The following is a 24363-nucleotide window of genomic DNA, read 5'->3' on the forward strand; positions in this document are numbered from 1 at the left end:
TCAAGTCGATCTCAGCTTTCTTGCTTTTTGTAATTGAGGGATCATTTCTAAACGATACGGAGTTATTTGATACACGTCATTTAACCAATTATGATAGAACAAATGTGCTTGTGCTCGCCAATAATTATAAATCTTTCCCTCTTCATAATAATTTTCCGGCTGAGCCGTCGCTAACCCGCGTTCACGATCTCGCAAATATTCCTTTTCCAAAGTATCCGTGGCATATTCAAAATGCCCCAGCAGAAAAATATCGTGTTCATCTTCAGAGATTAAAATACTTGACCGATTTTCTTCATCCTTGGCAATGACTTGTAGCTTTTTCTGATCCACTTGTTCTTCATTGATTCCTGTGTAGCGTGATTGTGGCATCCAAAACCGATCATCAAATCCGCGAAACAACCGAAAATCATGTTGGAGGTCTTGTTTATAGATTCCAAATAATTTTTCCTCAAAAGGAACCTTCTCGATTCCAAAATGATAATATAAACCGGCCTGAGCACCCCAACAGATGTGTACAACCGAACTCACAGCTAACTGGCTCCACTCCATTATTTCAACTAATTCCGGCCAATAATCGACTTGCTCAAAGGCCATTTGTTCGATTGGAGCCCCCGTGATGATTAATCCATCATAGTACGTATCTTTGATTTGTGAAAATTCTAAATAAAATTTATCTAAATGGTTCTTACTCGTATGCTTAGCCTGATGACTGGCAACTTTGAGAAAGTCGACATCAATTTGCAATGGACTTTGACTGATCAATCGTAATAAGTGAATCTCCGTGGCGATTTTATCGGGCATCAAGTTTAGAATTAACAATTTCAATGGTCGAATGTCTTGCTGCTCGGCCCGAGAATTATCAATCGCAAAAATATCTTCAGCCTCTAAAACAGACTTTGCCGGAAAATCAGGCTCTAAGCGAATCGGCATAGACTACCCCTCCAATTTATCAAAGGCTTGCTGCAAGTCAGCGAGAATATCGCTAACGTTTTCAATTCCGCAAGATAAGCGAACCAGACCTGGTGAAATCCCTGCTTGTTGTAATTCATCATCCGTTAATTGACGATGTGTCGAGGTTGCCGGATGCAACGCACAAGTACGAATATCGGCTACGTGAACCTCCAGTGAGACCAAATCCAGCGCATCTAACCATTTTGCCGCAGTCTCTTTTCCTTCAGCAAAATCAAATGAAATGACGCCACACAGTCCATTCGGTACATATTTTTGTGCCAACGCGTAATCTTCGTCTGATTCCAGTCCGGGATAATAAATTTTAGCGATGGCTTTTTGCTCTGCTAAAAATTTAGCAACCGTTTCTGCATTTTGGTAATGACGATCCATCCGAACAGCTAGCGTTTCGATTCCTAGATTTAGTAAGAAGGAATTTTGTGGCGAAGGCGTAGCGCCAAGATCACGCATCAATTGTACCCGCGCTTTGGTGATATAAGCGGCTTGACCAAATTTTTCAGTGTAGACAATTCCATGATACGTTTCGTCTGGCTCAGAAAGTTGCGGGAATTTCCCATTGTTCCAATTAAAGGTTCCTCCATCAACGATCACTCCACCGGTCTGAACCGCGTGACCATCTAAATACTTCGTCGTACTATGGATTACAATATCTGCGCCAAATTCAATTGGTCGACAAAAATACGGTGTCGCAAAGGTATTGTCAATAATGAATGGGATGGCTAACTCTTTGGCAACTGCTGCAAATTTTTCTTGATCTAATACTTTTACCGCTGGGTTGGCGATTGTCTCGCCAAAAATTGCTTTGGTGTTTGGTTTTGCGGCTTTTAATAATTCTTCTTTTGAAGCATCTTGATCAACAAATGTTACTTCAATCCCCATCTTTCTAAAGGTATGGGCAAATAGATTATACGTTCCCCCATAGATATAACTGGAAGAAATCAAATGATCACCGGCCTCTAAAATATTCAATACCGCATAAAAAGTTGCCGCTTGTCCAGACGAAGTACATAATGCTCCTACGCCGCCTTCTAACGCTGCTAACTTCTCTTCAACCGCACTAGTTGTCGGATTAGCTAAGCGCGTATAAAAATAGCCTGCCGCTTCCAAATCAAATAATTTTCCAATTTCTTCTGTTGATTCATAGGCATAAGTTGTACTTTGAACAATCGGTAAGACCCGTGGCCCGCCATTTTCCGGCTGATAACCAGCATGTAAACATTTTGTTTCAAATTCCATAACCATTCCTCCTAATAAATTTTTACGGTTGCTATTCATCTTTTTTTCTCTTGCATGGATGTTTCAATTGGCTCAGTAAAAAATCAGTAAAAAAACGGCACTCCGTCTTTTCAGATCTGAAAGGACGGGAGTGCCGTGGTACCACCTTAGTTTATCAGCCTCTTGCAAGACTGAACTTTTGTCGTATTGCTACGAACTGCTGTAACGGGCATTCCCGTGCCGAACTGACAATTGCTCTGAGGCCATCTTCAAATTCATCACTGCTGCTTCTTTTCAGCTACCGAAGCTTTCTGTTGAGTCTGATGAATTTTACTCTTCTCTTCACTGCAATTAAAATATTTGGACGCCTTCTTTTTCAACTGAAAGGACATCAATCAGTGCATTCTGATCAAGTTTCTGCAGAACCGCAACTATTTTCTCCGTATTTTCTGGCGGAGTTAAAACTAAAACCGTCGGGCCGGCACCGCTTAAGAAACTGCCGTAACCACCATAAGCTTTGCAGATTTCGCGAATTTTTTTCAAATGTGGGACCAGATGCTGGCGATGACTTTCATGCAAAATGTCTTTTTCCATCATTTTGCCAGCTAATGGTAAGTTTCCATTTAAAACAGCAGCGATCATGACATTGCCAATCGAACTGGCTTTGACCGCATCGCGATAGGATAATTCTTTCGGTAAAACCGCGCGGCTCTCTGAAGTCAGTAGTTCATGATCCGGGATAAAGGCAATCACATCGCAATCAGGAAATGTATGCTTGACAAAATTCACTTCATTATTATTGTAGCTAGCTACCACAAAATCACCGCAAATTGCAGGGGCAACGTTGTCAGGATGTCCTTCAATTTTCGTTGCATAAGTCACTTTTTGTTGTGGTGTCATTCCCAGATTTCCTAAGCGATTAGCCAATTCCATGCCGGCAACTACCACCGATGAACTACTACCTAACCCACGAGCGATTGGGATATCAGAAGTCATCGTCAGGTGATGCGGTGTTAGATTAGGAGCCAAATCGAGCGCCGTTTGAATCAGTAAATTCTTTTCATCTGAAGGAATCTCACTTCCTAATTGATGCTGGATTTGCCATTGTTTAGTTTCTGGTCCGATCTCGATTGTTAAGTATTGTGACAACGCAATCCCACACGAATCAAAACCGGGACCTAAGTTGGCGCTAGTTGCTGGGACGCGGATTTTCATAGAGCGGCCACTCCTTCACGTAAGTGTCGGCGCATATCCTCCAAGTCACTCATCTTATTGATCTTAATGTCCGTTTCATTAATTGCCGTATCAGGATCTTTCAAACCATTTCCGGTGAAGACTGTCACGACTGTTTCTCCTGGCTTGATGCGACCGTTTTTCACATGTTGAATTACTCCAGCCAATGAAGCGGCCGAACCTGGTTCAACAAAAACCCCTTCTTGAGCGGCAACTTTACGATAAGCATTTAAAATTTCTTCATCTGTTACTGAATCGATGTAACCCTTGGATTCATCGCGAGCAGCTTCAGCCAGTTTCCAGCTAGCGGGATTTCCGATCCGGATCGCAGTCGCTACGGTTTCCGGCTGTTCAATTACTTCACCCTTGACAATGGCTGCCGCACCTTCTGCTTCAAAACCATGCATTCGTGGTAATTCTGTACCCTTTTTCTCGTGCCATTCTTTGAAGCCTTTCCAATAAGCCGAGATATTACCAGCATTCCCCACAGGAATCGCTAAAACATCGGGTGCTTGTTCTAATTGCTCACAAATTTCAAACGCTGCCGTTTTTTGGCCTTCCAAACGGTAAGGATTCACTGAATTCACTAAAGCGACTGCTTCAGTCTCTGCGATATCACGTACAGCTTTTAATGCTTCATCAAAGTTGCCAGGAATTGAAATAATATCCGCGCCATAAGCAATCGCTTGCGCCAATTTTCCCATCGCAATTTTCCCATCAGGAATTACGACATACGCTTTGATTCCAGCACGGGTTGCATAGGCAGCTGCAGCGGCACTCGTATTACCCGTTGACGCACAAATAATCGCCTTTGCTCCGTCTTCTACCGCTTTTGCAACAGCCATCACCATTCCGCGGTCTTTGAAAGAACCAGTCGGATTCAAACCTTCGTATTTTCCGTAAAGAGTAATCCCTAATTCTTTTGATAGATTTTTTAAAGGAATCAAGGGCGTGTTTCCTTCAGCTAATGCGATCTGTGGCGTCTTTTCCGTGATTGGTAGATACTCTTTATATTGCTTTAATAAGCCTTCATACATAGTTTATTCCCCCATAACTTTCATCAATGACAACAATTTATAGCTCGTTTTTTCTTTGATTTCTTCTTGGATCTTCATAATCTTCGTTTCGGATGTCTCATGAGTAATCAAAACGACTCGTGCATTTTCACCATCGCCTTTTTCTTGAACGACTTGCTCAAAGCCGACTTGCGTTTCGGTCATGATCTCAGCCAATTTTAAAAATTGACCTGCTTCATCCGGCATTTCTAAAGATAGGAAGTATTTGCTGATCTTCTCATCCGGTGACGTTATTTTTGTTGGTTGCGTGTAACCGGTAAAACGATGACCAACGGTATTTTTCTTCATTTTATTGACGATCGTCATTAGATCCGCCACGATACTAGTCGCTGTTGGACGTGCTCCAGCTCCAGGCCCATAATACATCGACTCACCGATCCCTGAACTTTTCACAAAGACCGCATTCATTTCATTGTGAATCGCTGCCAATGGATGCGCATGGGGAACCAATACGGGACCGACTTCGACAGAGATTGTATCGCCTTTTTTGACAGTAGAACCAATCAATTTCACCGTGTAACCAAGTTGATCGGCAATCACAACATCTTCTGCGGCCAAACCGCGAATCCCTTTGATTTTGACCTGATCCATTGTAATTGACATTCCAAAAGCGAATTTGCTTAAGATGACCATCTTATAAGCGGCATCAATCCCGTCGACATCATTGGTGGGATCACTCTCGGCAAAACCAAGTTCCTGTGCCTCTTTTAGTGTTTCAGCATACGTCCGGTGCTCCTGAACCATCTTCGTCAACATATAATTAGTGGTTCCATTAACAATTCCCAAAACTTCAGTGATATCATCGGCTGCTAAACTATTGGCAATCGTCCGTAAGATCGGAATCCCGCCGGCCACGCTGGCTTCGTAATACAAGTTGCGTTGCTGTTCTCTAGCTAAATCCACCAATTCACTACCATGTTGGGCTAATAGATCCTTATTAGCGGTGACAACATTTTTTCCTGCTCTCAAAGCCTCTTCGATAAATGTTTTAGCCGGTTCGATGCGTCCCATCACTTCTACTACAATAGAGATCTCAGGATCATTCAAAATCTCAGCTAATTCGGTCACTAATTCCAAATTGTACTTTTCAGCTAAAGCACTCTTATCTTCCTCTGGCCGGATCAAAGCTTTCGTTACAACCAAGGGACCGCCAATACTTTTTTCAATCTTCTCTTGATGATCTGTTAAAATTTCTAAGACACCGGTACCTACTACGCCTAAGCCTAATAACCCCACCTTGACTGCTTTTTCCATAATCCGCCTCCGTTAAATTGCATTAGTATTAAAAGTAATTCATCATATTTTAATAGTTAGCTATCAGTATAACAAAATTTCACCAAAAAAAAAGAGCTTTTCCAAAAAATTTGGAAAAGCCCTCTTTTATTGATGTAAAACGTGGCGGAAGGTCTGCTCTAAAACATCCAAGACATGTTGATCATCCAGACTATAAAGCATTGCTTTGCCGTCACGACGCGCTTTAACTAAGCGATTGTCACGCAATAATTTTAATTGGTGAGACACAGCCGACTGTTCCATCACCAGATTATCACTGATCGATGAAACATTCCGTTCTCCTTCTTTTAGAAACATTAAAATTTTTAAACGTGTCGGATCACTCAAAATTTTAAAAAATTTACTGACCGCTTGAAATTCTTCATGTTCCTTCATTGATAGCCCTCATTTACTCGGCAATTTTACGGATTGCTTCTTCATAAGTGGTGATTTTTTTAGCTGCCGCTTCATGAGAATCACCCTTCACACCGATATAGAATTTAATTTTTGGTTCTGTTCCTGAAGGTCGGATTGCTAACCAAGTTTCATCTGCCAACGTATATTTCAACACATCTGATGCCGGCATGTCGATGGCTGTTTCCTTTCCGTCAGCATCAATTGCTTGACCGGTTTTAAAATCTTCAGTTAATGTAACTGCAACACCAGCAAATTCTTTTGGCGCTTCGTTACGTAAATTCCCCATAATCGTTTTGATTTGTTCCGCTCCTTCAGCACCACTTAAGGTAACTGAGATCGTTTTTTCTGCATAATAGCCATATTCTTCAAAAATTTCTTGTAACCCATCATACAATGTTTTGCCTTGTTTCTTATAGTAAGCAGCAACTTCTGCTAATAAAACTAGAGCTTGGATCGCATCTTTGTCACGGACAAATGATTTGATCAAATAGCCATAGCTCTCTTCAAAACCAAACATGAAGGTTTGTGAGTTATCGTCTTCATATTGTTGGATTTTTTCAGCAATAAATTTAAAGCCAGTCAAAACATCGACCATTTTTACATTATAAGAAGCGGCAATCGTCGTAGCTAGTTCACTTGAAACAATCGATTTTAGTACTACTGCATTGGCCGGCAAGGTTCCAGCTTGCTTGTGGGCTTCTAAAATATAACGAATCATAATGGCACCGATTTGATTTCCGGTCAAGACTTCATACGTCCCATTTGGTAAACGAACTGCCGCACCCAAACGGTCAGCATCAGGATCGGTCGCAATTAATAGATCCGCATCTTCTTGTTCACCTAATTTGATCGCATATTCAAAAGCTGAATGTTCTTCTGGGTTTGGTGATTTAACCGTTGAGAAATCAGGATCTGCAATGGCTTGTTCCGGCACTAAAACAAATTTTTCAAAGCCGGCTTGTTTCAAAGCTTTTTCGCCTAGCATTTTACCTGTTCCGTGTAATGGTGTGTAAACTAATTTTAGTTCTTTACCCATTTCATTGATTAACTCTTGATTGATGGTTACTGATTTGATTTCTTTCAAATATTCTGAGTCGACTTCTTCACCGATGATATTGATTAGTCCACTGTGTTCAACTTCTTCATCAGATAAGACTTCCACTTCTAATGGATTTTCCACGTCACGCACAAATTTCGTTAATGCATCCGCATCTTCTGGTGGCATTTGTCCACCATCTTCACCGTAGACTTTATAGCCATTGTATTCAGCAGGATTGTGAGATGCTGTAATCATAATTCCCGTGAAGGCATTTTCAAAACGAACCGCAAAAGATAATTCTGGTGTCGGACGTAGACTTTCAAAGACAAATGACGGAATGTCATGTTTTGCTAAAGTTTTAGCTGCCTCCATCGCAAATTCCGGTGACATATGACGTGAATCATAGGCAATTGCTACCCCACGACGTTTCGTTTCAGGATCTTGTGTGTCCATAAAGCGAGCCAACCCTTCAGTTGCTTGACGAATCGTAAAAATATTCATCCGATTAACACCTGGACCTAAAACACCCCGCATGCCGGCAGTCCCAAATTCCAGTGGTTTATAAAATGCATCTTTTTTTAATTCTGGGTCTTTACCTAGATCTTGTAATTCTTTACGCATTTTTTCATCTAATTTATCCGAATCAATCCATTGTTCATAAACTTGTTCCCAAGACATGAAACACACCTCTTTCAAAATTTTCTTACCAATTAAGTATACCATTCCTGTTATATTCAGCAAAGAAAACTTGCAGATTATCACGCTTCAAAAAATTCACTCTTTTATTATTTACGGTAAAAAGCCATTCGCTAAAAAAAGAAAGACATTTCTGCCTTTCTTTCTACGTTTCTATAATTAATTTTGTGCTTCAAGATATTTGTATACTTGTTGTCCGGCAATTCCGCCTTCACCGACGGCAGTCGTGATTTGACGTAAATCTTTTTCCCGGGCATCGCCGATGGCAAAGACACCCGGAATCTTCGTTCTCATTTCAGCATCGGTTTCAATCCAGCCAGCAGCATTTGTAATTCCGCTATTTTTGAAGGGCTCAGTTAATGGTTCCAACCCAACATAGATAAATGCACCGTCTGCTGGTTCTAAATGAACTTCTCCAGTCTTAACATTACGGATTTGAGCACCCGTTACGACCATCTCGTTTCCAACGATTTCATCCACGACACTGTCCCAGATAAATGAAATTTTTTCATTAGCAAATGCGCGGTCTTGAATAATTTTTTGTGCGCGTAATTCATCACGGCGATGAACGATCACAACTTCAGAAGCAAAACGCGTTAAATAAATGGCTTCTTCCACTGCTGAGTCACCACCACCCACAACGATTAAACGTTTATTTCGGAAAAAGGCCCCATCACAGACTGCACAATAAGATACTCCGCGTCCAGCGAATGATTCTTCCCCAGGAACACCTAGTTTACGATGGACACAGCCCGTCGCAACAATAATCGTTTTAGCCTGATAACTTTTATCTTCAGTAAGGACTTCTTTATAATCACCATGATCTTTGATATCTTGAACGATCCCATAAGCATTTTCTGTTCCGAATTTAGTGACACCATCATACATTTTCATCGCAAGTTCTGGACCCATAATTGATTCAAAACCTGGGTAGTTCTCTATCTCGGCGGTATTATTCATTTGTCCGCCAGGTGCCCCACGTTCAATCAAAAGCACCTTTAAATTTGAGCGCGAAGCATATAAAGCGGCAGTCATTCCTGCAGGACCTGCGCCAATAATAATTACATCATACATTCAGTCATTCCCCCGTTCGACCTTACTTTACAACCCAGAATATAATCTGTCGATAAATCTGCTTTGCGAGTTCTACTTCCTACTTTAGCAGATTAGTAGAATCATGTGCGAAACGACAACCAAAAAAGAAGGGCAATCATCCAACGACGATTGTCCTTTCAAAAACTACTGTTGATTTTTCATTTGTTGCATCATTTGACGAACTTTTTTCTCCGAAGGTTTTTGACCCATCGACATCATCATTTGACGTAACATATCCTCATTGATGGGAGGATTCTTTTTGAAATAGTCTTGCATATATTTACGGGCTAAGAAGAAACCGCCAACAGCACCTAATAGTGCAGCAATTACTGCGATTAATACTACGATTCCAGTTGATACCATTTTCACCGCTCCTTTCCTGACACATTCTTATTCATTTTACTAAAAGATGTTACAAAAGAAAAGTAATTTTAGGAAACTTCAATTTCATAAATAGAAAATTAATTCTATTCCCATAAGCAGTGCTAGAGACGCTTTACAAAAGAATTCCAACCTATTTTAAAAAAATGATGAAATCAAGATTAAAATATGATAAAATTCAAAACAATATCTTTCTCGCTGGTGGCTAGTGAAGAGGTGTAAATATGAGAGAATTTTTGAAATCTGTTAATCGTATTGTCGTAAAGATTGGAACAAGTTCTTTGATCCATCCAAGTGGCAAGATTAATTTTTCCGGCATTGATCAATTGGCATTTGTCCTAACTGATCTTCGAAATCAAGGTAAAGAAATAATATTGGTCACTTCCGGCGCAATTGGCGTAGGCATGGATAAACTTAAGATTCCTGAACGCCCACAAGAAATACCGGTCCAGCAGGCGGTCGCCGCCGTTGGACAATTAGAGCTGATGAATATCTATAATCAACGGTTCTTAGTCTATAGCCAGCAAACGGCACAGGTTTTGTTGACCCGTGATGTGGTAGACTTTCCACAAAGTCGAACAAACGTTATCAATACATTGGAACAGATGATCTCTATGGGAATCATTCCTGTCATCAATGAAAATGATACCGTGGCGATCGATGAACTGGAGCATACTAGAAAATTCGGCGACAATGACGAATTATCCGCGATCGTTGCACAATTAATGAATGCAGATTTATTGATTATGTTAAGTGACATTGATGGTTTTTATTCTGATAACCCATCAAAAAATAAACATGCGATCTTGTACTCCACCATTTCGACTATCAACCAAACTTTGATGGAACAAGCCGGTGGTGAAGGCAGCCGCTTTGGTACTGGGGGTATGGTTAGTAAACTAAAAGCAGCCCAAAGAGTTTTGGCTGCAGACAGCGCGATGGTCCTAGCCAATGGGAAACCTCCCAGAATAATTTTTGATATCTTGGACGGTGTTGAAGTCGGAACATTATTTAAGGGGGAGCAACATGAGTGATTTGATGATTCGTTTAGGACGACAAAGTAAATCAGCAGCACAAGAGTTAGGTCAATTAGCGACAGCCCAAAAGAATGACTGTCTGCTACAGATGGCTAAAGATTTAGAAAAACACACGGCAGACATTTTAGCAGCAAATCAACAAGATTTGAACCAAGCGAAGGCCAACGGTATTCCCGACCCACTAATCGATCGTTTGCGCTTAACTAAAGAAAGAGTGGCTGAGATGGCTGAAGGTATTCGTCAGGTAGCGGCCCTCCCAGATCCAATTGGTGTCGTAGAAAAAATGTGGCGAACCGAAGACCAATTGATGGTTGGCCAGCAGCGGGTCCCTTTAGGCGTCATCGGGATTATTTTTGAATCACGACCAAATGTCACGACGGATGCGGCTAGTCTCTGTTTTAAATCTGGGAACGCAGTAATTTTACGTGGCGGCAAAGAAGCGTTCCACTCTAACCAAGCATTAGTCAATTTGATGCAGCAAACATTGCAGGATTGCCAATTAAATCCGGCGATGATCCAATTTGTTAATGATATTTCCCATGATGTCGCCAATCAAATGATGCGGTTAAACGAGTATCTCGATGTCTTGATCCCCCGTGGTGGTGCCGGCTTGATTCAACGAGTCAAAGAGACTGCGACGGTTCCAGTAATCGAAACGGGGACTGGCAACAATCATGTTTATGTGGATGCCGATGCCCAATTAGAGATGGCTCGCGAAATCGTTGTTAACGCGAAAGCTCAGCGTCCATCGGTTTGTAACGCGATCGAAACCTTATTGGTTCATGAAGCGGTTGCAGCAGAATTTTTACCGTTAATTGAAGACGCGTTGGCTTCCCAGAACGTCGCTTTACGTGCAGATCCGCTTGCGCGGGTTCATTTAAAACACGCCACTCCAGCAACAGAGACGGACTGGTCCACGGAATTTTTAGACTACCTCTTAGCGGTCAAAGTTGTTAGTTCTATTGACGAAGCGATTGCACACATCAATCATTATAACTCAAAACATTCTGAAGCAATCGTGACAGATAGCTACCACAACGGCCAAAAGTTTTTAAAAGAAGTTGACGCGGCAGCTGTCTACATCAATGCCTCCACGCGTTTTACCGATGGTTTTAAATTCGGCTTTGGAGCTGAAATCGGAATTTCTACCCAAAAACTACACGCGCGCGGACCTATGGGATTGGAACATTTGACTTCTAGTAAATATATTATTTATGGTGATGGCCAAATTCGTACTTAAAAAGCAGCTCACGTCTTAACGGCGTGGGCTGCTTGCTATTTTTCAACTTAAATTTCACGAACTTATTTTGTGCTCTATTGTGAGGATCTGCTTATTCAAAAATTAGTCACTAAAGAATTATTGGTCTTGAATTTTGTCCAATAAGTCAGAATCAAATTCCCCAGCCTTCAACATAGCGATTTCAAAACCATACGGTGCGTGCTGATTTTTCTTATCTTCACCGACATAAGGTGTCTCTAAAATCTTCGGTAATGTCGCTAATTTTTCATGATGAGCGATTTGATTCAAGGCCGCAAAACCAATCGTCCCAAAGCCAATATTGGCATGACGGTCTTTATGCGATCCCATCGGATTTTTTGAGTCGTTCAAGTGAATCACTTTTAAGCGCTCTAAGCCGATCACCCGATCAAATTCTGCCAATACCCCATCAAAATCTTCTTTGACATTGTAGCCCGCATCATTCGTATGGCACGTATCAAAAGTGACCGAAAGTTTTTCATTTAAGGTCACACCATCAATAATGTACGCCAGCTCCTCAAATGTTTTTCCTAGCTCTGTGCCTTTTCCAGCCATTGTTTCCAAAGCAATTTGTGCACGTTGCTCTTTCGTCAAAACTTCATTCAAGCCTTTGATGATTTGATCCAAGCCCGCTTTTTCCCCCGCACCAACATGGGCCCCTGGATGCAATGTAATTTGCATGGCACCTAAAGCTTCCGCCCGCATAATTTCATCGCGCAAAAATTGAACGGCAAATGGGAACATTTCTGGTTTTTTCGTATTTCCTAGATTAATGATGTATGGCGCATGCATCACGATATTGGACAGTCCATGCTCTTGCATGAAAGCTTCCCCCGCAGGAATATTCATTTCTTCAATGGATTTACGGCGGGTATTTTGCGGGGCACCGCTATAAATCATAAAGGTTGAAGCCTGATAGCCGGCCGCCTCTTTTGCTGCACCCAGTAGCATTTCTTTTCCTTTCATACTTACGTGAGAACCAATTAACATAAATACCTCCAAAAAAATTATTTATTATTTTAAGTACAACAGTAAACTCGTCATTAACGGTAAACTGATCAAAAAACTGAGGGATGAAGTAAAACCAACCACTTCAGCTCGCATTCCAGCTGTGACGCTGTTAATTACCCCAAAAGTCGTGATTGGTCCGACTGAAACTAAGCATAAAACTATTTTAATCACACTAGGCAACGGAAGTAGCATAAAGAAAAGGGCTAACAGTAAGCCCGCTCCATACTTAATCGCTAACAAACGGACAATTAACGATAGGTCTTTCTTGGGCAAACGCAACTCAAGAAATAAACCAATCATAAACATCGATAAAAAGGTATTGGCATTCGCAATTGGTTGCGCTAGCTGAAAGATTGCCTGTGGCAAATCTAGTTTGAACAGGCGGATAAATAGCATGACTAGATAACAGACGAAGGGAATTGAGCTACCTAATCGAGAAAAAACACTCCGGATGTTTGGCCGTTTTTCATTGCTTCCGCTTAGCCCTTCAATTACGACACTCGAACCACCCGCCAACATAATACTATTCCCGATATCAAAAAAAGACAGCAACGGGATTGCTTGCGGCATAAAGCTTTGCATGAAAGGTATCGCAAAATTTCCAATATTATAGCCTGAAACGCTGTACATCAAAAATTCCCGCTCAACTCGCTCCTGCTTTTGGGATAAAAAGTGGCCGATCACGATCAATAGTAAATTCAACAGCACACCGGCCACAATTAGTAGCAATAGTTGACCTTCGACCATTAAATTCTGTAAATTCACAATAATCGCTGCCGGCAAGGTCACGTTTACTACAATCTTTGAAATCATTGAACCGTCTTCTTTAACAAACAAATTCAACCGTTTAGTCAGATAGCCTAGTAAGATCATAACAAATAATCCCAATGAGTTTAATAAAACTGCTCCCAAACCTTCACCTCCACAGTATTCTGAAACGCTTCCCTATAAAAAATAGAAAGAGGATTGCGCCAATTCAATTGGTACAATCCCTCTCTGACAACTACGCTAAACAGTCTCCGAGCGGTCTATTAGCCACCGACTGCTTGTGAGCAAATTAAAATTGTAAAACAAAGTATTTTTTCTTCCCACGGCGCACAACGATATATTGTTCAGCTAATTTATCTTGATCACTTAATGTGTAAGTCAAATCCTGTACACGATCTCCATTGATGTAGATGGCTCCGTTAGTAATATCTTCCCGTGCTTGACGTTTCGATTTTTCAATTCCGGCAGTCAGTAAGATTTCAACTAAGTTCAACTCATCTTGAGCCTGAACTTGGTAACTTGGCACATTCTTGAAGCCTTGTTCAATTTCTGCTCCACTAAGGCTCTTAACATCTCCGCTGAATAAAGCTTCAGAAATATGCACCGCTTGTGCGTAAGCCTCTTCGCCATGAACTAAAACCGTTACTTCTTTCGCCAAAGCTTTTTGCGCTGCCCGTTGTTCTGGTGCCGCAGTGAATGCTTTCTCAATCGCAGCAATCTCTTCCAAGCTTAAGAAAGTAAAGTATTTTAAGAATTTAACGGCATCGCGGTCATCTGTATTGATCCAGAATTGGTAAAATTCATAAGGCGATGTTTTTTTAGGATCTAACCAAACGGCATTGCCTTCGGTCTTTCCAAATTTTGTTCCATCTGCTTTAGTGATCAACGGCATAGTCAAACCAAAAGCTTGTTTGCCTTCTTCCCGCCGGATCAATTCAATCCCTGACGTAATATTGCCCCATTGATCGCTACCGCCTAATTGCAATAAGCAACCGTAGCGCTTATTCAACTCGTAGAAATCGTAAGCTTGCAACAATTGATACGCAAACTCCGTGTAAGAAATACCGGATTCGATCCGACGCTTCACGCTTTCTTTACTCATCATGTAGTTAATTGTAAAGTTTTTGCCGACATCTCGTAAAAAGTCGATCAGTTTCAATTCGCCTAACCATTCATAGTTATTGGCAACGATCGCTGGATTTTCTTTATTCTCAAAATCAATGATCCCTGAAAGCTGATTCTTGATACTTTGCGACCAGCTTTGAACAGTATCCAAAGTATTTAATTGTCGTTCGGCATCTTTAAATGAAGGATCGCCGATCATACCGGTTCCGCCACCGACCAAAGCAATCGGCACGTGACCATTTTGTTGGAAACGACGCAACGTCAAGATTGGTAGCAAGTGACCAATGTGCAAACTGTCGGCAGTTGGATCAAAGCCGATATATAGTTTAACAGACTCTTCATTTAATTGTTTTTCTAAAGCTGCTTCATCGGTTACTTGAAAAATTAAGCCACGGGCTTTTAGTTCTTGAAAAAAGTCTGAACTCATTTCTTGTCCTCCTAAATTTTATTAATGACCCTTACTATAATCAGTTGGGCCGATACTGATTAAGCGTATCATTTCCAATGATACATACTCCCCCATATTAACTGAAAAAAACTGGAAATAAAAGCCATTCGCTAGATTTCTTTAAAGTTCGGCCTGAATAAAAATCAAGCGGACCAAGAAAAGACCGCAATATAATAATGTTTGTTTTGTATTAGTTAACAATTAGTTGAAGTTTTGATTACAAACATTGTATCCGCTTGTTAATAGAAGCAAAACTTTGCTATAATTCAACAGATAATTAAAATGAATAGAATTTAGAGGTGGACTTTTTGGCTCGCAAGAAGAAAATAAATAAGCAACCGAAAAAGAACGGCAAGAGCAAAGCACGATCGAACCTAGGCGGTCTTTTTGCACTCAACGTTTCACTACGAGTAATCAAATCGTTGCTACTTGGTTTCATTGTTGTGCTTTTTTTAGGAGGCATGCTGGCGGTCGGTATCGGGGCTGGTTATTTCGCACATTTAGTTGAAGGTACACCAACGCCGACAAAATCGGAAATGAAGCAAAAAGTTGGCGACATCGCGGAGTCATCCAAACTGCTTTATGCTGATGAGCAAGAGTTGGCTACGATTCAGGCGGATCCGATTCGTGAAAAAATAAGTTCTGATGCTATTTCTCCCTGGGTAAAAAAAGCCCTAGTTGCCACTGAAGATGAAAATTTTTATGAACACCCAGGAGTCGTTCCTAAAGCGGTCGTTCGGGCTTTATTAGGTGAGGTCGTTGGCTTTGGGGCTGGTTCTGGTGGATCCACCCTGACGCAACAGCTGATTAAACAGCAAGTTTTAACCAATGAAACATCCTTCAAGCGTAAGGCCAATGAAATTGTTCTAGCTTTAGATGTGGAAAAATATTTAAGCAAAGATGAAATTTTGACTGCTTATCTGAATGTTTCACCCTTTGGTCGAAATAATAAAGGACAAAATATTGCTGGGGTCGAGGAAGCTGCGATTGGTATTTTTGGCATCCATGCAAAAGATCTCAACTTACCACAATCTGCTTTTATTGCTGGACTGCCGCAGAGTCCGATCGTCTACAGCCCTTACACGAACACTGGCGATTTGAAGCAAGATTACTCAATGGGGATGGATCGAAAAGACGATGTACTGTTCAACATGTATCGCGAACAAGTCATCTCAAAAAAAGAGTACGAAGATGCTCAGAAATATGATCTTGCCAAAGACTTCCAACCACGTCAAGACATCGAAGTGCAACAACACGGCTTCCTTTATTACACAGTTTATAATGAAGCCATCAGTATCGTAGCTAAACAACAAGCCAAAGACGATGGTGTAAAGGATGAAGAATACGCTAAGAGCGACGTTCAGAATCGTTACATTGAACAAGCTAAAGTTAAGATGCAAAATCAAGGCTTGATTGTAAAATCAACGATTGATAAAAATATTTATGATGCCATGCAGCTAGGGGTGGCTGAATACGGACAGTATTTAGATGACGGTTCTGATGCGACGGTTGAAGCTGGGACCGTTATGATGGATAATCAGACTGGCCGAATCTATGGCTTTGTTGGTAGTCGCGATTATAATACTAACCAAAATAACCATGCCTTTGATACTTCTCGTCAAGCAGGTTCATCCATTAAACCGATGTTGGTTTACGGGCCTGCAATCGACCAAGGACTATTAGGTAGCGCCACGCGAATTGCTGATTTCCCAATGAAATATCAACGGGGCGAAGATGCTGGCAAAGAACTAAAAAATGCTGAGAATAAAGGTTCCAAAACCTTCCAAACAGCGCGGGAAGCGTTAGTGGAGTCAACCAATATTCCTGCTTACCACGTTTATCAAGACATGTTGGCTAAAAAAGGCTCCGATCAATTTGCTTATGATAACTATCTGAAGAAAATGAATTATCCTGCTTCTCACGACTGGGGAGTGGAAGCCGCACCACTTGGGACAACCAATGTTTCAACCGTGACTGAAGTCAACGGATTTCAAACATTGGCCAATGGTGGTGTCTATCAACAAGGCTATCTGATTGATTCGATTACCGATAGTACTGGAAAAGAAATTTATAAACACAAAGATGCTCCTGTTCAAGTATTTTCAAAAGCCACAGCATCAATCATGAACGATATGATGCGCAGTGTGATCAATGAACAGCACACAACCCCTTACAAATCTATTTTAAGTGGTGTAAATTATCCGTTAAGTACCGCCGATTGGGTTGGTAAAACCGGAACAACCGATAACTATGCGGACAACTGGCTAGTGGTCTCTACCCCTTCTATTACTTTAGGAACCTGGACAGGTCGAGATGACAATAAACCGATGAATGACGGCGCAGGAAATCGGACAGCGACTTACATGGCCTATCTTGCTGGACGAATTTATCAAGTCAACCCAACTATTTTTGGCGAAGATCAAAAATTCGAATTAGCAGATGATGTCAAACAAGTCGAAGTTTCTAACTTTACTGGCTTGAAGCCTGGAAAAGTTAGTCATGACGGGACAAATTATCAAGTGCCTAGTGGCGAATCAACCTCACTGTGGGCGAAAGACGGTCCTGCCGATAACACTTATGAATTTGGTATTGGCGGCAACGCGGATAACTATAAGACTTATTGGAATACCCGCAACAAGGTTAATGCTAAAAATAAGGACGATAAAACAGACGAAGAAAAAACGGATGACTAATTCGTTTAAAAAGACTGCTCAACTTGACAGGTTGAGCGGTCTTTTCATCTTTTATTTGATTTAGCCTGGCAACCAAAAGAAAACGAAGAAAAATCGAACAATATTTCTTAATCGCAACATAACCATTAGTTCCCTCTCAGTCTCCTCTTGTGAGACTTCCAGCTTTTTGGTATTCTAGCGAAAGAAAACGTATTTTAGGGAGGAATAACACATGACTTTTGAAGAAATTTTACCTGAATTAAAAAAAGGCGCCAAAATTATTCGTGAAGGCTGGAGCGGTTTTGAACTCTATGTGACTTTAGTCAAAGAACAGAATTTTGATGGTGCTCCTGTAACACCCTACTTTCTAATTAAAACGGCCGATGAAGGATTCTCTAGCTTTGCGCCAACCGTTTGCGATATTTTAGCTGAAGATTGGAAAATCGTCGCATGATAACCTTTGATTTTACTGATAAAATCGTCTTTATTACCGGAGCCGCATCGGGAATCGGAGCAGCTCAAGCTGAGGCTTTTTTAAAAGCTAATGCGTTTGTTTATGCTTTTGATTGCCAAGAGCAGCATTTATTAGACCTGAAAAAAAACTTTCCAGAACAATTAGCCTTTATGATCGGTGATGTCCGAAATAAAACCCAGCTACAAGCCGCACTAGCAGACTGTCATGAAGTTTTCGGTACAGTGGATATTTTACTAAACACGGCCGGTAGACTGGATGATTATCTTCCCTTAGCCGAAACAGAAGAATCTTTATGGGAAATGATTTTAACGACTAATCTAAACAGTATGTTCTTACTAACAAAACTCCTCTTATCTGAGTTGTTAAAAAATAAAGGAACAGTCATCAATATGGCTTCAATCGCCGGGCTAGTGGGCGGCGGTGGCGGGATCGCTTATACCACGAGTAAACATGCCATCGTTGGCTTTACAAAGCAACTAGCCTTAGACTATGCCCCACAAGGACTACATGTTAACGCAATTGCTCCAGGTGCAATCAAAACCCCCATGAATCAAGCCGATTTTGCTGGTGATGGGAAAATGGCCCAATGGGTTGCAGAAGAAACCCCAATAAAACGTTGGGCCAATCCTGAAGAGGTCGCTTATGCCACCCTCTTTTTAGCCAGTGATGAAGCACGTTATCTTCAGGGGACTATTTTACCGGTTGACGGTGGCTGGCTATTAAAATAGCTCTTGCATTTTTTTCTCATTCCATTATGATGATTATTAGCGAATAATCGCACTGTGACACTTCAATCCTTTGGTCGCAGTTATTAACAAGACAAGTTCTTGTAAAGGAGAATGATACTATGCATCTTGAAAAAAGTTCAGCGCAACGCTGGACCACCACTGACACAGCAAAAATGGCTGTCGTAACCGGACTCTACGTTGCTGTCACCCTCGTTTTATCCGTCATCAGCTTTGGCGCGATTCAGCTCCGACTCTCGGAAATGTTCAACTATTTACCCCTTTTCAACAAACGTTATACCATTGCAGTCACATTAGGGGTTGCGATTGCTAATTTAGCCTCACCTTTAGGAATCGTCGATGTCCTTTTTGGGAGTCTTTCGACTTGGCTAGTTTTACTACTTTGTCGAGCCATTACCAAAAAAATAAAAAATTTAAAGAAAAAAATGATTATTACCGCCTTGATTTTCGCTTTTTCTATGTTTACAGTGGCTGGTCAATTGACTTTCTTTTATCAAGCACCTTTTTTCTTTAACTGGCTGATTATCGGTTTAGGTGAGCTACTTTCAATGACTCTTGGTGGTATTCTGATCTATCTCTTAAATAAACGGCTTGATTTGACAAAATAAAATGCGTGAGCTTTCGCTCACGCATTTTTTATCGATATATAGCTACGGTTTGATAGGGTTTCAACGTTAGTTTTTCAATTAACTTTTCGTTTGGATAGTTGTTGATCAAAATTTCTCCAGTTAAAAATTCTTCCGGTAACTCAATTGTTGTTTCTTGTGGATAAAAATTATTGAGAACTAACAAGCTCTGTTCTTCTAAACGACGAATATAGCCATAAATTTGGGGATCTTCTGCTAAAAAGGCTTCGTAACTTCCTTGTGCAATTATAGGATATTCTTTTCTTAAACGGATCAATTTTTGATAATAACTAAAGATCGATCCCTCCTGCAACTCTTTTGCGACATTGATTTCCTTAGCAGACTTTCCTAGTGATAGCCAGGGTGTAACCTTTGAAAATCCGCTAAATTCACCACTGTCCCACTGAATCGGTATCCGAGAATTGTCTCGCGATTTTGTTTTAACAATCTCAAAAGCTTCTTGCTCCGTTTTCCCTTCGGCTAATAACGCTTGATAGGCATTCAAACTTTCCACGTCGACATATTGCTCCATTGACTCAAAATCCGGATCAAGCATCCCGATCTCTTCTCCCATATAAATATACGGCGTCCCGCGATTTAAATGGATTGCTGAGGCCAACATCTTCGCACCGGCAACCCGATAGTTATCCACATCGACAAATCGATTTAATGCTCGCGGCTGATCGTGATTATTCCAGAAAAGGGCATTCCAACCTTGTTCTGCACTCATCTGCGTTCCCCAAGTATGAAACAATTCTTTTAACTTATCAAAATCAAAGGGCATTTGAGTCCATTTTTTTCCATCTTCATAATCGACTTTCAAATGATGAAAATTAAAGGTCATATCCAATTCTTCTCGATCTGGTCGCGTATACAAAATACAATTCTCCACCGTTGTAAAACTCATCTCACCAACCGTAACCACTTCTGGATCAGCGCCATACGTTGCTTTGTTCATCATTTGAATGAATTCATGGTTGATCGGTCGATCTGTATACGCCGGTTTGCCGTCATTCTCAGCACAATCGGCTAATATTTCATCTTTGCCAATTAAATTTATCACATCAAAACGAAAGCCTTTGACACCCTTCGCCAACCAAAAACGCAAGACCTTAAATAGCTCTTCCCTCACGGCTGGATTACGCCAATTTAAATCGGCTTGAGTCACATCAAATAGGTGTAAATAATATTTCCCAGAATCACCAAAAGGTGCCCAAGCATTGCCACCAAATTTTGAAACCCAATCCGTCGGTTCATCTCTCAGAATGAAATAATCTTGATATTTTTGCTCCCCAGCTAATGCTTTTTGGAACCACTCATGCTCCGTCGATACATGATTAAAAACCATATCTAGCATAATTTCCATTCCTAATTCCTTAGCGGCTGTGATCAATTCATCAAAATCATCCATCGTACCAAACAGAGGATTGATAGCAGTATAATCTGCGACATCATAGCCGTTATCTCTTTGCGGACTGACATAAATTGGACTAAGCCAAATCATATCAATACCTAAACGTTTTAGATACGGGAGTTTCTGCTTAATTCCCGCTAAATCACCAACTCCATCTTGATTGGTATCCAAAAAAGATTTGGGATAAATTTGATAGATTACTTTCTCTTTAAAACTCATGTTCAGCCTCCAACTTTTATAATTCTGTTGCTAATAGGATCTTCTCATCGTGTGTGACCACTGCTTCTTCAATTAATGGATCCACTTGAAAATCCGTCGAATTTGTCACAATGATCGGGGTTTGTACCTCATAGCCAGCTGCTTTAATTGCAGCTAGATCAAATTCCATCAATAGCTGACCTTTTTTCACACTATCCCCTTGTGTTATATGGCTAGTAAAATATTTTCCATCTAATTGAACTGTATCAATACCAATATGAATCAAAACTTCCGTTCCTTCCGTACTGACTAAGCCAATCGCATGTTTTGTCGGAAACAGCAGACTAATTTGACCATCAAATGGCGCGACTAATCTTCCTTCACTAGGGTCAATCACTACTCCTTGACCCATCATACCTTCTGAGAATACAGGATCTTTCGCACTACTTAAAGGATGCACCATACCTGCAATCGGAGCAAAAAGCTCAACAACCGCTCCCGTTTTTTTATTGTTTTCACTGCCTAAAGTCGGAACATTTTCCGCTTCCATACGATCAAGTTTGTTAAATAGCCCGATGCGACGGAAAGTCAGTGTCAAAATAAACGGTACTGCAATCGCAATCAACATGGCGATGGCAAAGATTAAATAATCTTGTGGACGGATTGCTAAGATTCCAGGCAGCCCACCAACCCCAATCGATAACGCACGAACCTTGAATAGTGTCACAAATAGTCCGGCGATACCACTACCAATCATTGCGGCAATAAAAGGATAGGTATATTTTAGATTGATCCCAAACATCGCCGGTTCAGTCACCCCTAGCCAAGCTGAAATAACCGATGGGATCGAAACTTGTTCTTCTTTTTTGTTGCCGCGATGAGCAAAAACAATGGCTAGAACAGCCGCACCTTGAGCGATATTTGATAAACAAATCATCGGCCATAAATTCGTTGAACCAAAATCAGCAATCAGCTGAGTATCAATCGCTAAAGTCGTATGATGCAATCCAGTAATCACTAGCGGTGAATAAAGTGCCCCAAAAATCCCGCCGAATAACCAACTGAAGCTTGAAGTTAATCCCGCATTTACTACTGCTGAAATCATTGTCCCGATTTTCCAACCGATCGGCCCTAAAACGAGGTGGGCCGCTAAAATCGTCGGCAGCAAAGAGAAAAATGGCACAAAAATCATTGAGACAGCTTCGGGAATATGTTTCCGGAAGAAGCGTTCCAAATATACAAGTAGAAAACCCGCTAGCATGGCTGGAATAACTTGGGCTTGATAACCGATTTTATCAACTGTGAAAAAACCGAAATCCCATGTCCAGTTTTTAGCAATTTCTGCAGCCGTTGTACCATTTACAGCATAAGCATTCAATAATTGCGGAGAAACTAAGGTAATCCCCAGTACAATTCCTAGAATTTCGGTTGCTCCCATCTTCCGGGCAATACTCCAAGTAATCCCGACTGGTAAGAAATGGAAGATTGCTTCCCCTGGCAACCATAAAAATCCGTTCACACCACTCCAAAAAGTTGAAGCCTCTACAATCGTTTGACCGTTCAGCCAGCCCATGGGCACGGCTTCCAAAATATTTCGAAATCCTAAAATCAAACCGCCGACAATAATTGCTGGTAACAATGGTGTAAAAATTTCTGCTAAAACAGTAATGGCGCGTTGGACTGGATTTTGATTTTGTTTCGCCGCTGATTTAGCGGCTTCTTTTGTAACCCCTTCGACTCCTGAAACATTCACAAATTCATTGTAAAAGACTGCAACGTCATTTCCGATAATTACTTGAAACTGACCTGCATTAGTAAACATTCCCTTAACACTAGGAATATCTTCAATTTTTGCTTCATCGGCTTTTTTCGGATCATTCAAAACAAAGCGCATCCGAGTGGCACAGTGCGTAACAGCAGAGATATTACTCTTACCACCGATCGCCGTCAGCAGGTCCTTCGTATCCTTTTCATATTTCCCCATCTTTTTTCCCTCCGTTTTAACTTGTCTGGACAAGTATATTTACTAGTTTTACTATACCGAGTTTTAAACACTTTGTAAATCGCTTACATTTCGAGTCCACGCCTGAAAATTAGAAAACTCTAATGTAATCGATCTCTTAAAAATTTTAGCCTTGAAAAATCAGTCTAATAGTAACCGACAGGTTGGTAAGAAACCCAACAAGTTTACTTTAAAATAAGAATTTACTCATTTTAAAACAGGTTAATGCGTGGAACCTGTTTTACTTTTAAATTTTTCCTTTGTATAATTAATATACCTATCCGGACAAGTTAATACGCGAACTTTATTTAACTCTTTTTTAGAATACACTGACTTAAGAAGCCAGGTTAAAATCTACCTTCAAGCTCAAAGCTTTCAAGGAGGTAGACAATTTTTACCGAAAAAACTTACTTATTTTAAAAGGAGGTTCAAATGAAAAATTATGAAGTGATCTATCAAGCGATTGAACGAGGGATTCTAAAGGGAATTTATGAGGCCGGTTCTTATTTACCTAGTGAAAATAGTTTACGGCAAAGCTATCACGTTTCACGGGATACGATTCGTAAGGCTTTAGCCCTTTTAATGGCGAACGGCTACATTCAAAAAATTCAAGGTAAAGGATCACTAGTTTTAAAACGCGAACAATTGCGTTTCCCTGTTTCTGGTCTAACCAGTTACAAAGAATTACAAAATTCTTATGGTTATGAAAGTAGTACCGCAGTCATCAGTCTAAAAAAAATTGTGATTGATGAAAAAGCTGCCCAGATAACTGGTTTTGAAGCTGGTTCGTTATGTTGGGAATTGATTCGAACACGAGCAATCGAACAAAAAAAAGTTATCCTCGATAAAGATCTCCTTTTAACTGCGATCATTCCAGAAATTGATACTGAAATTGCCAAGGATTCCATCTATCGTTATTTCGAAAATCAGTTAGGGCTAACGATCGCTTTTGCTGAAAAAGAAATTACGATCGATGCTTTGACGGATGAAGACCGTGAGCTCCTTGATCTAAACCAGCACGATATCAATATCGTTTCGGTCAAAAGTCGCGTTTTTACTAATGATGCCCGTCAATTTCAATACACGGAAAGTCGTCATCAAGTCGATAAATTTCGCTTCTTTGATTTTGCCCGCCGCCATCCTTCTACCATGTAATTTTTTAGCAACTAGCTTCGCAAAAAAGAGACCGA

General features: G+C 40.8%; 21 protein-coding genes. 7 read left to right on the plus strand and 14 right to left on the minus strand.

Annotated elements, in window-relative coordinates; genetic code table 11:
• From EP1_RS02275 to EP1_RS02315, 9 genes are all read right to left on the minus strand, one after another.
• A complete protein-coding gene (locus EP1_RS02275) occupies positions 1-930 on the minus strand; it encodes a homoserine O-succinyltransferase (protein ID WP_067622798.1) in 930 nt (309 codons plus the stop codon).
• A 3-nt stretch (positions 931-933) separates the two neighbouring features.
• Positions 934-2205 (minus strand): O-acetylhomoserine aminocarboxypropyltransferase/cysteine synthase family protein, encoded by a 1272-nt coding sequence (locus tag EP1_RS02280; RefSeq protein ID WP_067622802.1) that lies wholly within the window; start codon positions 2203-2205, stop codon positions 934-936.
• 330 nt (positions 2206-2535) lie between these two features.
• Positions 2536-3399, minus strand: coding sequence for a homoserine kinase (gene thrB / locus EP1_RS02285; protein WP_067622806.1), 864 nt, complete (start codon positions 3397-3399; stop codon positions 2536-2538).
• Positions 3396-4454 (minus strand): threonine synthase, encoded by a 1059-nt coding sequence (thrC, locus tag EP1_RS02290; RefSeq protein WP_067622809.1) that lies wholly within the window; start codon positions 4452-4454, stop codon positions 3396-3398. The genes thrB and thrC overlap by 4 nt, the downstream gene beginning before the upstream one ends.
• Before the next feature lie 3 nt (positions 4455-4457).
• On the minus strand, positions 4458-5747 hold the full coding sequence (locus EP1_RS02295; protein WP_067622812.1) for a homoserine dehydrogenase: 1290 nt from the start codon (positions 5745-5747) through the stop codon (positions 4458-4460).
• A gap of 126 nt (positions 5748-5873) precedes the next feature.
• The gene (locus tag EP1_RS02300; protein WP_067622815.1) at positions 5874-6161 is read right to left on the minus strand and encodes an ArsR/SmtB family transcription factor; all 288 of its coding nucleotides are present in this window, start codon (positions 6159-6161) and stop codon (positions 5874-5876) included.
• Positions 6162-6174: 13 nt separating this feature from the next.
• Positions 6175-7899, minus strand: coding sequence for a phospho-sugar mutase (locus EP1_RS02305; RefSeq protein ID WP_067622818.1), 1725 nt, complete (start codon positions 7897-7899; stop codon positions 6175-6177).
• A 177-nt stretch (positions 7900-8076) separates the two neighbouring features.
• Entirely contained in the window at positions 8077-8991 is a 915-nt protein-coding gene (gene trxB / locus EP1_RS02310; protein ID WP_067622821.1) for a thioredoxin-disulfide reductase, read from the minus strand.
• Positions 8992-9156: 165 nt separating this feature from the next.
• Positions 9157-9375 carry a YneF family protein gene (locus EP1_RS02315; RefSeq protein WP_010740033.1) on the minus strand — a complete coding sequence of 73 codons (219 nt, stop codon included), beginning with the start codon at positions 9373-9375 and terminating at the stop codon, positions 9157-9159.
• Positions 9376-9617: 242 nt separating this feature from the next.
• On the opposite strand from EP1_RS02315, the gene proB reads away from it, so the two are divergent.
• Complete coding sequence (gene proB, locus EP1_RS02320; protein WP_067622824.1) at positions 9618-10427, plus strand: glutamate 5-kinase; 810 nt, start codon at positions 9618-9620, stop codon at positions 10425-10427.
• The gene (locus tag EP1_RS02325) at positions 10420-11670 is read left to right on the plus strand and encodes a glutamate-5-semialdehyde dehydrogenase (protein ID WP_067622827.1); all 1251 of its coding nucleotides are present in this window, start codon (positions 10420-10422) and stop codon (positions 11668-11670) included. Before proB ends, EP1_RS02325 begins: the two co-directional genes overlap by 8 nt.
• Positions 11671-11787: 117 nt before the next feature.
• On the opposite strand, the gene EP1_RS02330 is transcribed toward EP1_RS02325, so the two are convergent.
• The 3 genes from EP1_RS02330 to tyrS form a co-directional block, all read right to left on the minus strand.
• Entirely contained in the window at positions 11788-12678 is an 891-nt protein-coding gene (locus EP1_RS02330) for a deoxyribonuclease IV (protein WP_067622830.1), read from the minus strand.
• A gap of 24 nt (positions 12679-12702) precedes the next feature.
• Entirely contained in the window at positions 12703-13611 is a 909-nt protein-coding gene (locus EP1_RS02335; protein WP_067622834.1) for an AEC family transporter, read from the minus strand.
• A 145-nt stretch (positions 13612-13756) separates the two neighbouring features.
• Positions 13757-15019, minus strand: a complete 1263-nt coding sequence (tyrS, locus tag EP1_RS02340; RefSeq protein ID WP_067622837.1) for a tyrosine--tRNA ligase — start codon at positions 15017-15019, stop codon at positions 13757-13759.
• Between the two features lie 329 nt (positions 15020-15348).
• Between tyrS and EP1_RS02345 the strand changes: the two genes are divergently transcribed.
• The 4 genes from EP1_RS02345 to EP1_RS02360 all read left to right on the plus strand — a co-directional run bounded on the left by EP1_RS02345 (position 15349) and on the right by EP1_RS02360 (position 19541).
• Positions 15349-17733: a transglycosylase domain-containing protein gene (locus EP1_RS02345; RefSeq protein WP_067622842.1), complete on the plus strand. Its 2385-nt coding sequence runs from the start codon at positions 15349-15351 to the stop codon at positions 17731-17733.
• 211 nt (positions 17734-17944) lie between these two features.
• Positions 17945-18166, plus strand: a complete 222-nt coding sequence (locus tag EP1_RS02350; RefSeq protein WP_067622845.1) for a DUF2829 domain-containing protein — start codon at positions 17945-17947, stop codon at positions 18164-18166.
• Positions 18163-18915, plus strand: a complete 753-nt coding sequence (locus EP1_RS02355) for a 3-oxoacyl-ACP reductase (protein WP_067622849.1) — start codon at positions 18163-18165, stop codon at positions 18913-18915. Before EP1_RS02350 ends, EP1_RS02355 begins: the two co-directional genes overlap by 4 nt.
• Positions 18916-19034: 119 nt before the next feature.
• Entirely contained in the window at positions 19035-19541 is a 507-nt protein-coding gene (locus tag EP1_RS02360; RefSeq protein ID WP_067622853.1) for a QueT transporter family protein, read from the plus strand.
• A 28-nt stretch (positions 19542-19569) separates the two neighbouring features.
• Here EP1_RS02360 and treC read toward each other — a convergent pair whose 3' ends face one another.
• Both treC and treP read right to left on the minus strand, forming a co-directional pair.
• A complete protein-coding gene (gene treC, locus EP1_RS02365; protein ID WP_067622856.1) occupies positions 19570-21192 on the minus strand; it encodes an alpha,alpha-phosphotrehalase in 1623 nt (540 codons plus the stop codon).
• Between the two features lie 16 nt (positions 21193-21208).
• Positions 21209-23155 (minus strand): PTS system trehalose-specific EIIBC component, encoded by a 1947-nt coding sequence (gene treP / locus EP1_RS02370; RefSeq protein ID WP_067622859.1) that lies wholly within the window; start codon positions 23153-23155, stop codon positions 21209-21211.
• 450 nt (positions 23156-23605) lie between these two features.
• On the opposite strand from treP, the gene treR reads away from it, so the two are divergent.
• The gene (treR, locus tag EP1_RS02375; RefSeq protein WP_067622862.1) at positions 23606-24328 is read left to right on the plus strand and encodes a trehalose operon repressor; all 723 of its coding nucleotides are present in this window, start codon (positions 23606-23608) and stop codon (positions 24326-24328) included.
• Positions 24329-24363 lie beyond the last annotated feature (35 nt).

This window comes from Enterococcus pseudoavium NBRC 100491 (genome assembly GCF_001544295.1).
Lineage (GTDB): Bacteria > Bacillota > Bacilli > Lactobacillales > Enterococcaceae > Enterococcus_A > Enterococcus_A pseudoavium.